The following is a 12,731-nucleotide window of genomic DNA, read 5'->3' on the forward strand; positions in this document are numbered from 1 at the left end:
CTCCTGCCGACAGCAGTGAATGCGCTGTACACACTCAGGTAAACGCTCAGCCGCTCCAAGCCCAAGGCCGTCGCCCGCTTCCCTGGCGGTTCCTTCCCACGTCGCCACCCAACTCCGCCAGCAACAACACCTCCTGCTGGTCCATTTCTCCGCTCAACTCGAACACAAACGCCGCAGCGATCCAGCTGAACGCCACGACCACCCGCAACGCCTGATCATCCAGCACGCGCACACTCTCCCAGTCCAAAGCCCCTTTGGTCCAGGCGAAGACATCCTCAATCGAAAACCGCTGCCGGTACACCAGCACCATCCTGCGGGTCAGTTCCATCCGGTCCTTCCAGGCCGTGTCAGGAAAGCGCAGGTTGCTGAACAGCACTCAGCCTTCCACTTTCGTGCCCGCATCGACGCGCACCGCCGTCAAGGGAAGCCGTGGTGGCATCGGGCAAGAAGACCTGCCGGCCAAACACCTGTACCTGCACGTCCAGGCGCCGTTTGGCTTTCTCGTCGAACAGCAGCCGGCTCACCTGCATGGTCGCCAACAGAGGAGCGTCCTTCAGGACTTCCAGTACCGGTCGGGCTGGCTGCTTGAAGTCTGACTTCACTCGACGGTCCAGGTGGGCTGCGCGCACCACGAACTTCTGCCCTTGCTGTTCGAGGTACTGAGGCTCACCGCTCGGTGCTATCGGGCGTGTCTTTCCGTGAACGCGACCAGCACGCCCAGCAGCGCGTCAAGTGACAAAGCCAGGAGGGCCGCGACTGATGCCCCCAGGAAGACCAGCGCCGTGTCCTGTTGTGACAACCCGAGAATGATCGGCAGTCCCAGGCCGCCTGCGCCGAGTGCAGCACCGACCGTTGCGACGGCCACGTTGAAAACCATGGAGGTCCGGACACCGGCCAACCAGACCGGCAGGGCCAGCGGCAGTTCGACGCGCCAGAACCGCTGCCCTTTGGTCATGCCCATCCCGGTCGCAGCGTCCAGCACCGCGAGATTCACGCCGATCAGGCCCACGATACCGTTGGACACCACCGGTACCAAGCCGTACAGCACCAGGCCGAGCAGGGTTGGCGCCATACCGAAGCCGAGTATGGGAACGGCCAGTGCGAGAATTGCCAGGGTAGGTACCGTCTGCCCAAGTCCGACCAGTGTTTCTGCCAGGCTGAGAAACGCCCGGTTACCCGAGCGCGTCACGAACACCACCAGCGGAACACCCAGCGTGATCACCATAAATTCCGCAAGAATGACCAGCTGAAGGTGCTCCACCGTGAGTCGCCACAACGGCCGGTCGGTGAGGGGCAACTGCCCGGCGTTGAGGGGCGCCAGCAGGGCGGGCAGTACCCCGGGGATGAGCGCGACCAGCAATAATGCCGGCCAGACCAGCACGCTGACGGGCACGCGCCCGACTCGTCTCGGTCGTAAATTGGCGCGATGTCCGCGCCGAGCGGTACGCTGCTTCACGCCCCTCCCAGGTCACGCAGGGTCAAGCGACCCACGGTGCGCTCGCCTTCCATCACGCGCAGTTCCGCGACGCCCTCGCGGAGCATCCAGGCCAGGGCGGTGCGAGCGTTGGTGTTCACGTCGATCCCCGGACCAGCAGTGCTGGCGCGTTCGTGGCTCATCAAGTCCCGCACCGTCTTGCGCGCCAAGCGCCGGATGTGCGCGTCGTCTCCCAGGAAGCGTTCCACGAAGGGACTGCCAGGCGTGAGGACCAGTTCGTCGGGCGTGCCGAACTGCGCGAGTTGACCGGCGTGCATCAGGGCGATGTAGTCCCCGAGGCGTAAGGCTTCATCGAGATCGTGGGTGACCAGCACAACCGTCTTGTGCAGTTGCCGTTGAATGGCAAGGAACTCGTCCTGAACCCGCTCGCGGGCGATGGGATCGAGCGCCCCGAACGGCTCGTCCATCAGCAGGACCGGCGGGTCGGCGGCCAGGGCGCGCGCCACCCCGACGCGTTGGGCCTGCCCGCCAGACAGTTGAGCGGGTCGTTTCAAGCGGAATTCGTCAGGGGGCAGGCCGACCAGGTCGAGGAGTTCATCCACGCGCCGGGTGATTCGCGCACGGTCCCAGCCGAGCAGTTGCGGGACGGTCGCGATGTTCTGCGCGACGGAGTAATGCGGAAACAGGCCTACCTGCTGGATGACGTACCCCATGTTGCGGCGCAGTTCCTCACCCTTGAGTTCGCGCGTGTCGCGTCCGCCGAGCAGCACCCGCCCACCCGTGGGTTCCACCAAGCGGTTGATCATGCGCAGCGTGGTGGTTTTCCCGCACCCCGAGGGGCCCAGCAGCGCCGTGATGCGTCCCTCCGGGAAGTGCAGGGTCAGGTCGCGAACCGCGTATACGCTTCCGTACTGTTTGTCCAGTTGGTGCAGCTCGATTGACGTCATGCCAGTTCCTTCCCGCCTCCCTTGATCCCGTTCATGGCTGTCGTGCGGGCCGGACCAGCAGCCACTCCAGCAGGCGCCACGCCGCGTCGGCGAGGAACGCCAGCATGGTCGCGGGAATCGCGCCGAGCAGAATCAAATCCGGGGCGGCGCTGTTCAGACCACGAAAGATGTATACGCCCAGCCCACCCGCACCGATCAGGGCGGCGACGGCGGTGACGCCGATCAGCAACACTGTCGCCTGGCGCGCACCTGAAAGCCAGACCGGGAGGGCGAGTGGGAGTTGCACGCGCCAGAAGCGCTGCGCGTCACTCATGCCCATCCCGCGCGCCGAATCGAGCACCGCGGGATCAACGCCGCGCAAGGCGGTCACGCCGTTGCGCAGCAGGGGCAGCAGGGCGTACAGCGTCAATGCGACCAGTGCGGGCGCCACGCCGATTCCCGCCACACCCAGCTCGCGCAGCGCGGGAAAGGCATTGGCGAGCGCGGCGAGTGGCGCGATCAGCAAACCCAGCAACGCCAGGCTGGGCAACGCCTGAACGGCACCCGCGAACGACAGCACTGCCCCGGCCACTTGGGCGTTGCGCGATGCCCACACTGCGAGGGGTCCCGCGATGACCAGCGCCAAGCTGAGCGCCGTGACGACCAGGCGGACGTGCTGCGCCGCTTCCTGCGTCAACCGTGCGGCCTCGACGCGTCCCTCCTGCCACACGGACCAGCCGCTCAACCCGCCCAGCAGCACGAACGTGGCCACCACCGGCAGCCACAACCAGGGCAGCCAGCGATATGGCGCCCCACGTGCGCGCTGCTCGAACGCGCCACCCCACAGCGTCACCGCCGCACCCAAACCGAACAGCCACACCCCGGAACTCGCGGATGCCCGCGCGATGGGTCCTTGCTCTGCGAGGATTCGTTCGGCGGTGTGTCCGAACAGCACGAAGGTGCTGATCAGTGCGGCACTGGCGAGCACAACCACGCAGAGCGACCGCCGTGCCGTGGCGGCGATGACCAGCGCGGCGAGCGCCAGCAGCCACGCGGGACTGCCCAGGTGGACGGCTTCACCGGCGGCGAGGCGGTTGGGCCGCAGCATCACCCAGGGCAGGAGGACCCCGATCAGCATGAACGCCACGCCCAGCAGGATCAGGCGAACTGTTCCATGGCCGGACGTGGCGTGGCGAGTGACGTTAAGCTTCAAGGGTTACCGGTGAACGGGCAGGGCGGTTACTTGATGAGGTTGTTGCTCTTGAGGTACGTCTGAGCGACATCACGCGCGTTCTTGCCTTCCACGGCGATCTGGCCGTTCAAGTCCTGCAGGGTCTTGAGGTCAAGCTTGGTGAAGATCTTGTCCAGGCGTGCGCGTATTTCCGGGTGGGCTTTGAGCACTTCGGCGCGCACGGTGGGGGCAGGCTGGTACACCGGCTGCGCGCCCTTCGGGTCGCTGAGCACCACCAGCTTCAGGGCCGCGAGGCTCCCGTCGGTGCCGTACGCCATCGCGACGTTCACACCGTTCGTGCCGTTCGCCGCCGCTGACTGCGTTTGCGGGGTGGTGGCGCCGGCCAGGATGAGTTTCTGGTCGGGTTTCAGCTGGAAGCCGTAGGCATTCTCGAAGGCGGGGAAGCTGTCCGGACGGTTGAAGAACTCCGGGCTACCGGCCACCTTGACGTTCCCGCCGCCGTTGACGTACTTCGCGAAGTCGGCCAGGGTGGCGATCTTGTGCTCACTGGCGAATTTCTGGGGGAGCGCGACGGCCCAGGTGTTGTTGGCGGGGGCGGGAGCGAGCCACACGATACCGTTCTTCGCGTCGAGTTCCTTGACCGTCTGGTAGGACTTCCTCGCGTTCTTTGCGAGGGACGGGTCGAACTTCTGATCCTTGAAGAACACATTCAGCGCGGTGCCGGTGTACTCCGGGTAGATGTCGACTTCGCCGGACGTGAGGGCGCGGCGTGATGTACCCGTGTCACCCAGGGCGGTTTTATCGACGGTTTTGAGGCCCATGTCCTCCAGGGTGAGGATGATCATCTGACCGAGCAGCTGACCCTCGGTTGCACTTTTGCTGGCGACAGTGATCGGGTCGGCCGCGAGGGCAGTCCCGGCGCTGAGCGCGGTCAGTACGAGTAAATGTTTCAGCTTCATCAGAACCTCCAATGATTCGATGTTGAACTGTATCGCCTGCCCGGCGCTTCTAGTGTTCTCCAGACGACATAAGATGAAAACGGCTTCTCCACGCTCTCTTCAGGAATCAACTCTTCAGGAATCTACAGGGGAGGCCCGCTCACCAGCGCAAACTTCAACGCTCAACACGTTCCCTGGCGGGGCAAGCGGGCAGCTCCACGCGTCGTTGTAGAAGCACGAAGGGTGGTAAGCGAAATTGAAGTCGAGGATGAGCTCCCCGCCCGCCGTCGAACCCAGGTCAGCGCTCTTGGCGGTGTCCAGCAGGTACCGCCCACCTCCGTAAGTGACACGACCGCTCGTCGCGTCGCGAAACGGAATGAACACCCCCCCGCCGTACACGTCGATCCAGAACACCTCCAGCCTGCCGATGGGTAACGTCACCTGCCCGAAACGCACGAGGGGCATCGGCGCCCCGGTGGAGGTGAGGACCTCAAGGCGCTGCTCCTCCACGGGCTGAATGACGGCAGTGAAGGCGAAAGCGGGATCGTACCGCCAGACGTGCAGGCCCTGGAAGCCAAGCCGCGCTTGCCGGGCAAGCGGGCTTTGTGGGTGCTGCGCGAATAATTCGTCACGGCCCGCACGCCACAGCGCGTGGGCTGCGACGGGGTCAGTGGGCAGCAACGAATGCACTCGCGCGTAGAGGTGATTCACCCTCCTGCGCCAGTCCAGCAGCGTCTCAAAGGCGACCTCGGAGCCTGGGTCTTCAGTTGTCGGGTTCCACATCATTCCACCCTACCCGCTGGATACTCAGCTTTGGCACGGGAGAGCATCGATGTCGCCTTGCGTTGGGCGCTGTGCGCGAATGAGGTTACGACTGCCGGCTCGCAGGAGCCCGGCAAAGTGATTGTCGCTATCGACGATCACCGGGTGGGATGTGAACCAGGATTCATGAGTCACGTCGGGCTTGAGCCACGGAAATATCCGGCGTCCTTCAAATGTGGTTGACGATGTCCTCTGGAGCGTGAGAGCGTTCGGCGGTGAGTAGCAGCTCATTTTCCCAGTCTTCGGGGGCATCTCCGCCACCTGCTTTCCGGTGGAGTCGACGCCAGCGTCGTTCACGAGAATGAAGGGCGTGCCGAGTTCCTGCCGGGTGCGCTGGAAAAGCTGCGCGACCTGCTGTTCGTCACGCTGGTCGATCTGTACCACGATGGCCCGTCGTCCCTGCGCTTCGACTTCCTGGCGGGTTTTGTCCGCGCCTTGCTGGTCGTGCAGGTACGTCACGGCGACGTCCGCGCCTTCGCGGGCGAACTCGACGGCCATGGCCTGGCCCATCCCGGAGTCGCTGCCGGTGATCACCGCGACTTTCCCTTCAAGGCGCCCTGTTTTCAGGTTGTCCTGGCTCATGCGTCTCTTTCTTCGCCTGTTGCTCCTGACAGCGCACGGGCAGGGAGCGGCTCCCTGCCCGTCAGTCAGCAGTTCATTGCAGCGTCATTTGCTCTTGGTCACTTTCCAGATGATGCCCGTACCCGCCTGCGGCTCATGGGGTGGTAGCCCCCGCTTCGCCCGCTCCATATCCGTAATTACTTGTCCGTAATCCACGATGTACATCGCGCCGTCCGGTCCGAACTTCACGTCAAAGGGCCGCTCCAGCCCCATGCCTTTCGCGCCCTGCGTGGAAGCAGGTCCGGGCCGCCGGTTGTGAATGAAGGGCATGACCTGCTTCTGGCCGGTCTTCGGGTCGATCCGGACGATGCGCGAGCCGACGGGTTGCTTGCGCAGCGGGTTGGTAGGAGGTGCCAGGTCACCCCATTCAGCGACGAAGATGTGACCTGCCCAGTCACCCCATGACGCCGGTGCGACGTCCAGCATGGAGGGCGAGGAGTTCACCGGGTGCAGGCCCGCCACCAGGGCGGGATCCGGTGGGGTGAGTCCACTGGCCTGATGGTCGATGACGGTACCGACCATCTTGCCTTGCGATTTCCCGTTGACGAACACTTCAGCCAGGTGCTCTTTTGGTGGAGCGAACTTGGGAAGTGACACGGGCTCTTTCGCCGCAGAGAAGTCAGGCCAGCCGTACCAGGCGCCCTTCTTGATGCGGTACGTCGCGTCGTATTGATCGTTGACGGGCCGTGAGCCGCGCACGTCATAGCCGTTCTCCGCGGCATACGCGTTCCCCTGATCGTCCCAGGCGATCCCGATCAGGTTACGCGTTCCCCAGGCGTACACCTCCAGGGTGCCTTCCGGGTCCTTGGGATCAAAGGTCAATATGGCGCCACCGCACTTGGTGCGTCCCTTGATGACCTGACCGGGTGTTGTTTCGGTGCCAAAGGGAACGTAAGCGCCCGTTCGCACCATGTCTCCCTTCTGTTCCGTTCGGAAGTCCTCCGACTGGAAGTCGAGGCCTTTTAGGACGATGTCCTTACATGGCGTGGTGTGCGCTTTGGGACTGCGTATCAGGTAGGGTTTCTCGTCCGGGCCGACCACGGCGGCATTCGCAGCAGGACCGGAGAGCAGGTACATTTTTCCGTCCGGGCCCATCTTGATGTCATCGAGTTGGTGTTCCGTCTGGCTGTCGATGAAGCCGCTGAGGAGCCGCTCCATCTTCCCGTCCTTGGTCACGCGTGAAACCGCGCCGGTGAGGTCCTTGGGGTCACGGTGGGTGAAGTAGAACGCGCCGTCGTGCCAGACGAGACCGACCACCGGGTTGTGCACCCCGCGATTCGTGCCGGAGCCATGCAGGGTCTGGTCGGTGAGGTTCACGACTTGTCTGGCCTTGCCGTTCTCGATGAGCATGATGCGTGAGGCGCTCAGTTGTTCCAGGAAGCCACCGCCCGCCTCGGCGACGTACATTTTCCCCTGATCGTCCCAGGTGAGGGCGGTCGGGTAGGTGAGACCGTCCACGACCTTCTCAATCTTGTAGCCGTCCGGCAGGACGAAGACGCCCTGGGCGGTGGAGGTCTGTTGCTGCTGGTTGGACTGTTGCTTGGCTGACGGGCCTTCTGTTCCACCGCTCAGGGCGGTTTGGGCGATGAGTGCTGTGGCGAGGGTAAGGGTGACCACCAGGGCGTTTCTGCTTCTTTTGTTCATCATCTTTCCTCCTGTTGTTCTCATGATTTGGTCAGGTTCAGCGTAAGAGCGTGAGCACTCATCGCTGTGTCGCCTGGACGACAGTACTGACGTTAAGCCGGGCGCATAAAGCAACAGTAAAAACGCATCAGTCGAACAAACAGCGATGAGCAAGGACAATCGTCTAAAGTCAGCGATCAAGATGAAGCCTTACTGAGAACAGCCTTCAGGAAGGATACGAAAAGCAGCATCCCGGAACGCGTCTCCTCTGGTACAACGCGGGCAGATGACGAGCGCGTGGTTCGTACACGACACGGAACTCTTGCAACTCCTCAGTGAGGAAAACATTCAGGTGCACCACGCCTCACGCCCGGCGGGCCCAGCGCACCGCTCAGGGCGTACACGCCCAGCAGCAGGGACACGTCACGACCCGCAAGAACACGCCCTTCAGGTGCCGGCCGAGGCGCGTGGCCGGGTACACGAGGGTGAAGAACAACGGGGACGCGCCGAGCGTGAACGCGAACATCACCGTCGCGCCGCTCCACGCGCTTCCCGACGCGACCGCCAGGGCCATCACCGTCTGCGTCACTCCGCAGGGAATCAGCACCGTCAACGCGCCCAGGGACAGTGGCGTGGCCGGATCGCCCGGACGGTTGGAACGCTGGCGGATAAAGCGCGTCACGCGCCGTGGCGGTTCAATCACGAAAACTGGAAGACCGGGTGGACGTTCCGCAACCGCAAGGCGTTCCCGATCATGAACACGCCCACCGTGAACTGAAGGGCGGCCTGCATCAGCGGCGTGAGCGCCAGGAACGACCCGAGCGCGCCGAGCAGCGCGCCCAGAAGCGTGTACGCGATCAGTTTCGCCAGCAGGAACATCACGATCGGCCCGGCCGCACCCGCGCGGGAATGACCAGCCCGCAGGTCCTGCTCGGCCCGAAAGCAGGCGAGGTGGAAGCGTGGGATGTCTTCGGGGTCCTCACCACGGTTTTCGAAGTGATCCTGATGGTGCTGCGCCTGCACATGCGGCGTGACTGGCACACGGACACCCGGGGAGATTGACGGAACAAAAGGAAGGCGCCCCGCGTGAATCACGCGGGGCGCCTTCCTTTCAGTGCTGCTCCATCATGCGCTGGCAGTGCTGCATCATTTCCGTCATGCCGCGCTCGTTCATGTGCTGCATGCCGGTCTGCATGCGCTCGTGATGGGACGCGCCGGGCCCTCTGGACGGGGTGTCGCTCGTCTGTGCGTGCGCGAAGCCGAGGAGCAAGCTGCTGCCGATCAGGGCGGTCAGTACGGCTTTCTTCATGGGTTCTCCTTCTCCGGCCTGGCCGGGATGCGCTTACCGTACCCACCTCGTGTTCAGCGGCGATAAAGACCCGCGAACCTCAAGCGGTGATGAAGAACCCCGGCGTAGGCGCGTCATGGCGTCACGCCGATCTTCGGCAGCTCCCGCGTGAGGTGTTCGCGTGTGAGGGTTCCCTGCACGAAAGCGCGCACCACCCCGTGGCGGTCCACGAAGAACGTCTCGGGAATGGCGGACACGCCGTAATCAATGGCGGTGCGCGAGCCGGGGTCGAAGACGCTGGGGAACGTCAGGTTGAACTCGTCACGGAACGCCCGCGCGTTCTTGAGGGTGTCCTGGAACACCACGCCCACCACCACCAGGCCCCGGTCGTCCTGACGAGCGGCGAGTTCCTGCAACAGGGGCGCTTCCTCACGGCAGGGAAGGCACCACGACGCCCAGAAGTTGATCAGCACCGGCCGGCCGCGCAGTTGCGCGAATTCCAGCGAACTGCCGTCCAGCGTCTCCAGCTTGAAGTTCGGGGCGGCCTGACCGAGCAGGGGCACACCTTCCGCACCCCCACGCAGCAGCGCGGCCGCCAGGACGATCACCAGCAATGCCGACAGGATCGGCGGTATCCATCTTCTCAGCAAGCACCTCACCGGCGAGCGCGGCACTGCTCGGCGCTCGCGTCATCACGTCACTCGCGTGTTCAATTCCAATACGGGAACGTGGTGTTCCTCAACTCAGGCCGCGTTTGAGGCGCTGGAATTCCTCGTCGCTGATCTCCCCGCGGGCGTAGCGTTCACGCGCGATTTCCAGCGCCCGGTCCGCTTCGCCGCTGCGGCTGGACTGACGCAGCACGTACCGCGCGAGGAACACCACCGCGACGACCAGCGCGATCCAGAACAGCGCGGTGAGCAGCATGCTCATGCCGCACGCGCCGCCCATCATGTTCATCATGCCCATCACGTCAGGTCCTCGCGATCAGTTTGCCTTTGTACATGTTCATTCCGCAGGTGAACTCGTACTCGCCCGGCCCTTGCGGCGTGACTTCCAGCGTCACGGTCTCGTTCTCCGGCAGGTGGGCGCGCTGTCCGAAGGCGGGCAGGACGACTTCCTCCCCGCAGGTGCTCGCTTCGCGTCGCGTGAAGTTCAGCCTGACAGGCTGTCCGGCTTTCACTTCGATCAGGGCGGGCTGGTACCCGCCTTTCACGGTCACGTCAATTTCCTGCATGCCTCCCTCCTGTGTTTGTGCCTGGACGCTGTCGCGTTTGTAAAGCCAGAACCACCAGACGATCCAGGCGATCACGCCGAGCCCGGCGAAGTTCACGATCAGTTGCGTGGCGGTCATGCTTTCACCTCCGCGAGGCGGGGCTTGAAGAAACGCAGGCGGTTGGCGTTCGTGACGACCGTCACGCTCGACAGGGCCATCGCCGCGCCCGCCAGGATCGGGGAGAGCAGAATGCCCACAAACGGGAAGAGCAGACCCGCCGCGATGGGAATGCCCAGCAGGTTGTAGATGAACGCGCCGAACAAGTTCTGCTTGATGTTCTTCAGTGTCGCGCGTGACACCTCCACCGCGGTGACGACGCCGCGCAGGCTCCCACCGACCAGGGTGACGTCCGCCGCTTCGATGGCCACGTCGGTGCCCGTGCCGACCGCGAAGCCCACGTCCGCCTGCGCGAGGGCGGGAGCGTCGTTGATGCCGTCCCCGACCATGCCGATCAGACGCGCGCCCCGCCCGCCGCGTTCCTTGCCAGCAGCGTTCTCTTTCTGTAACGCCGCGACGTTGCGGGCTTTGTCTTCCGGCAGGACTTCCGCGAGGACATCGCTGATGCCCGTCTGCCTGGCGATCGCGTGCGCGGTCCGTTCGTTGTCACCGGTCATCATCACCACCCGCAACCCGAGCGCGCGCAGGGCCTTGATCGCCTCTACCGAGTCCTCCTTGATGGTGTCCGCGACGGCGATCACCCCGGCGGGAGCGCCGTCCACTGCGACGAACATCGGCGTTTTCCCTTCGTCCGCGAAGCGCGCGACGTCCTGCTCGAACACGCCCGCGTCGATGCCTTCGCGCTGCATCAGCTTCACGTTCCCGACCAGCACACGCCGCCCGGCCACCGTCGCGTCCACCCCGTGACCGGGCACGGCACCGAACGCCTCCGGTTCACCCAGGTCGATATTCCGATTGCGCGCGCCACGCACGATGGCTTCCGCCAGGGGGTGTTCGCTGCGCTTATCCGCCACGGCCGCCAGCATCAGCAACTCGTCCGCTCCGTAGCTTCCGTGCGGCTGGACGTCCGTGAGTTCCGGCTTGCCCTTGGTGATCGTGCCGGTCTTGTCAAGCACGATCACGTCCAGCCGCGTAGCGGTCTCCAGTGCTTCACCGTTGCGGATCAACACGCCGTTCTCCGCGGCTTTGCCAATACCGACCATCAAGCCCATCGGGGTGGCGAGGCCCAGTGCGCACGGGCAGGCGATGACGAGGACCGTCACGGCGGTCACGACCGCGAAGTTCAGCGCGGGCGCCGGGCCGAAGTTGAACCACACCAGGAACGTGACAATCGCGATGATCATCACGGCCGGCACGAAGTAACTGCTGATCACGTCCGCGAGCCGCGCGATGGGCGCTTTTGACCCTTGCGCCTGCTGCACCAGCCGTACGATCTGCGCGAGCGCCGTGTCCTTGCCCACCTTGGTCGCGCGAAAAGTGAACGCGCCGGTGGTGTTCAGGCTCGCCCCGATGACGCTGTCCCCGTTCTTCTTGTCCACGGGTACGCTTTCGCCCGTCACGACGCTCTCGTCGAGCGCACTCTGCCCGTCGAGGATCACGCCGTCCACCGGGACTTTCTCGCCGGGACGGACGATGACGGTCTCCCCTACCGCAACCTGCTCGACGGGCACTTCCACTTCCTGCCCGCCGCGCACGACGCGCGCGGATTTCGCCTGCAACTCCAGCAGTTTCCTGATCGCCGCGCCCGAACGGGTTTTCGCGCGCAGTTCCAGCGCCTGCCCCAGGACGATCAGTGCGATGATCACCACCGCCACGTCAAAGAACATCCCGGCGGTGCCCGCGGGGAACAAACCGGGGGCGAGCACCGCGACGGTGGAGTACGCCCACGCGGAACCCGTGCCGAGCGCCACGAGCGTGTCCATGTTCGCGTTGTGGTTGCGCAGGTTATTCCAGGCGCCGCTGAAGAACTGCCCGCCGGACCAGGCGAGCACCGCGAACGTCAGCACCGACGCGCTGATGCCGATCACGCGGTGGTACGCCATCAGCGCCTCCCCAAAGGCCGGGCTGAGCTCCATGAACATCGTCACGAACACTGGAACGGCGACGACCGCCGCGAACCAGAATTTCGCCATCAGGAGGCGGTACTCGCGCGCGCGCGCTTCCACCTGCGGATCCACATCCTCCTGCGCGCCCTCACGCGCCAGGTGATACCCGGCCGCTTCAGCGTGCGCCTGCACGTCCGCGAAGCTTGTCACGCCCGATACGTACGTCACGCGAACCGTTCGTTGTGGCGGGTCCGCCTGCACGTGCGTCACCCCGGGTGCGTCCAGCAGCGTCCGGTGCAGGGCGGCTGCGTCCGTGAACGGCTGGGTGCCTTCCACGGTGAGGTCCATGGTGCTGAGGCGCACGTCGTACCCGCTGCCCTGCACGGCCTGACGGAGTTGCTCCACGTTCGTGCGCGCGGGGTCGTACTGCACGTACGCCTTCTCCTGCGGAAGGTTCACCTGCACGCTGACGACGCCGTCGTGTTTCTCCAGAGCGCGTTCCACCCGGCGGACGCAGCTCGCGCAGGTCATTCCTTCCAGCGGCAACTCCGCCTGTACGGACACGTTTCCCTGCTTCGTCATGTCGCTCCCTCCTGTGGCCGCGCTCGGT

Annotated in this window: 16 protein-coding genes; 1 reads left to right on the forward strand and 15 read right to left on the reverse strand. The window is 64.7% G+C overall.

Annotated features, from left to right (window positions below; genetic code table 11):
• Positions 1-46 precede the first annotated feature (46 nt).
• Positions 47-376 (reverse strand): hypothetical protein, encoded by a 330-nt coding sequence (locus DEIPE_RS21245; RefSeq protein WP_015231595.1) that lies wholly within the window; start codon positions 374-376, stop codon positions 47-49.
• A 16-nt stretch (positions 377-392) separates the two neighbouring features.
• Between DEIPE_RS21245 and DEIPE_RS24330 the strand changes: the two genes are divergently transcribed.
• Positions 393-596, forward strand: a complete 204-nt coding sequence (locus tag DEIPE_RS24330) for a hypothetical protein (protein WP_041231855.1) — start codon at positions 393-395, stop codon at positions 594-596.
• Between the two features lie 83 nt (positions 597-679).
• Here the strand turns inward: DEIPE_RS24330 and DEIPE_RS21255 are convergent, their stop codons facing one another.
• The 14 genes from DEIPE_RS21255 to DEIPE_RS21315 form a co-directional block, all read right to left on the reverse strand.
• Positions 680-1,393 carry an ABC transporter permease gene (locus DEIPE_RS21255; RefSeq protein WP_015231597.1) on the reverse strand — a complete coding sequence of 238 codons (714 nt, stop codon included), beginning with the start codon at positions 1,391-1,393 and terminating at the stop codon, positions 680-682.
• 59 nt (positions 1,394-1,452) lie between these two features.
• On the reverse strand, positions 1,453-2,382 hold the full coding sequence (locus DEIPE_RS21260; RefSeq protein ID WP_015231598.1) for an ABC transporter ATP-binding protein: 930 nt from the start codon (positions 2,380-2,382) through the stop codon (positions 1,453-1,455).
• 31 nt (positions 2,383-2,413) lie between these two features.
• Complete coding sequence (locus DEIPE_RS21265; RefSeq protein WP_245557664.1) at positions 2,414-3,574, reverse strand: ABC transporter permease; 1,161 nt, start codon at positions 3,572-3,574, stop codon at positions 2,414-2,416.
• Between the two features lie 26 nt (positions 3,575-3,600).
• On the reverse strand, positions 3,601-4,512 hold the full coding sequence (locus DEIPE_RS21270; RefSeq protein WP_015231600.1) for an ABC transporter substrate-binding protein: 912 nt from the start codon (positions 4,510-4,512) through the stop codon (positions 3,601-3,603).
• 114 nt (positions 4,513-4,626) lie between these two features.
• Positions 4,627-5,202: a DUF1684 domain-containing protein gene (locus tag DEIPE_RS21275; protein ID WP_245557665.1), complete on the reverse strand. Its 576-nt coding sequence runs from the start codon at positions 5,200-5,202 to the stop codon at positions 4,627-4,629.
• A 96-nt stretch (positions 5,203-5,298) separates the two neighbouring features.
• On the reverse strand, positions 5,299-5,895 hold the full coding sequence (locus DEIPE_RS25190) for an SDR family NAD(P)-dependent oxidoreductase (protein WP_015231602.1): 597 nt from the start codon (positions 5,893-5,895) through the stop codon (positions 5,299-5,301).
• An 84-nt stretch (positions 5,896-5,979) separates the two neighbouring features.
• Positions 5,980-7,581, reverse strand: coding sequence for a PQQ-dependent sugar dehydrogenase (locus DEIPE_RS21285; RefSeq protein WP_015231603.1), 1,602 nt, complete (start codon positions 7,579-7,581; stop codon positions 5,980-5,982).
• Positions 7,582-7,948: 367 nt separating this feature from the next.
• The gene (locus DEIPE_RS25350; protein WP_052326872.1) at positions 7,949-8,260 is read right to left on the reverse strand and encodes a sulfite exporter TauE/SafE family protein; all 312 of its coding nucleotides are present in this window, start codon (positions 8,258-8,260) and stop codon (positions 7,949-7,951) included.
• On the reverse strand, positions 8,257-8,598 hold the full coding sequence (locus tag DEIPE_RS25355; protein ID WP_157449135.1) for an urease accessory protein UreH domain-containing protein: 342 nt from the start codon (positions 8,596-8,598) through the stop codon (positions 8,257-8,259). The genes DEIPE_RS25350 and DEIPE_RS25355 overlap by 4 nt, the downstream gene beginning before the upstream one ends.
• 70 nt (positions 8,599-8,668) lie before the next feature.
• Positions 8,669-8,866, reverse strand: a complete 198-nt coding sequence (locus DEIPE_RS21295; protein ID WP_015231604.1) for a hypothetical protein — start codon at positions 8,864-8,866, stop codon at positions 8,669-8,671.
• A gap of 113 nt (positions 8,867-8,979) precedes the next feature.
• Positions 8,980-9,504 (reverse strand): TlpA family protein disulfide reductase, encoded by a 525-nt coding sequence (locus tag DEIPE_RS21300; protein WP_425387754.1) that lies wholly within the window; start codon positions 9,502-9,504, stop codon positions 8,980-8,982.
• A gap of 79 nt (positions 9,505-9,583) precedes the next feature.
• Entirely contained in the window at positions 9,584-9,811 is a 228-nt protein-coding gene (locus DEIPE_RS21305; protein WP_015231606.1) for an SHOCT domain-containing protein, read from the reverse strand.
• Positions 9,812-9,815: 4 nt separating this feature from the next.
• A complete protein-coding gene (locus tag DEIPE_RS21310) occupies positions 9,816-10,196 on the reverse strand; it encodes a cupredoxin domain-containing protein (RefSeq protein WP_015231607.1) in 381 nt (126 codons plus the stop codon).
• Positions 10,193-12,703 carry a heavy metal translocating P-type ATPase gene (locus DEIPE_RS21315; protein WP_015231608.1) on the reverse strand — a complete coding sequence of 837 codons (2,511 nt, stop codon included), beginning with the start codon at positions 12,701-12,703 and terminating at the stop codon, positions 10,193-10,195. The genes DEIPE_RS21310 and DEIPE_RS21315 overlap by 4 nt, the downstream gene beginning before the upstream one ends.
• Positions 12,704-12,731 lie beyond the last annotated feature (28 nt).

The sequence above is a fragment of the Deinococcus peraridilitoris DSM 19664 genome, assembly GCF_000317835.1.
GTDB lineage: Bacteria > Deinococcota > Deinococci > Deinococcales > Deinococcaceae > Deinococcus_A > Deinococcus_A peraridilitoris.

What these genes read in the sequence shown, in the direction of transcription:
- DEIPE_RS21260 (WP_015231598.1), bottom strand. Translation starts at nt 2,382, where the DNA reads ATGACGTCAATCGAGCTGCACCAACTGGACAAACAGTACGGAAGCGTA.
- DEIPE_RS21270 (WP_015231600.1), bottom strand. Translation starts at nt 4,512, where the DNA reads ATGAAGCTGAAACATTTACTCGTACTGACCGCGCTCAGCGCCGGGACT.
- DEIPE_RS25190 (WP_015231602.1), bottom strand. Translation starts at nt 5,895, where the DNA reads ATGAGCCAGGACAACCTGAAAACAGGGCGCCTTGAAGGGAAAGTCGCG.
- DEIPE_RS21285 (WP_015231603.1), bottom strand. Translation starts at nt 7,581, where the DNA reads ATGATGAACAAAAGAAGCAGAAACGCCCTGGTGGTCACCCTTACCCTC.
- DEIPE_RS21295 (WP_015231604.1), bottom strand. Translation starts at nt 8,866, where the DNA reads ATGAAGAAAGCCGTACTGACCGCCCTGATCGGCAGCAGCTTGCTCCTC.
- DEIPE_RS21305 (WP_015231606.1), bottom strand. Translation starts at nt 9,811, where the DNA reads ATGGGCATGATGAACATGATGGGCGGCGCGTGCGGCATGAGCATGCTG.
- DEIPE_RS21310 (WP_015231607.1), bottom strand. Translation starts at nt 10,196, where the DNA reads ATGACCGCCACGCAACTGATCGTGAACTTCGCCGGGCTCGGCGTGATC.
- DEIPE_RS21315 (WP_015231608.1), bottom strand. Translation starts at nt 12,703, where the DNA reads ATGACGAAGCAGGGAAACGTGTCCGTACAGGCGGAGTTGCCGCTGGAA.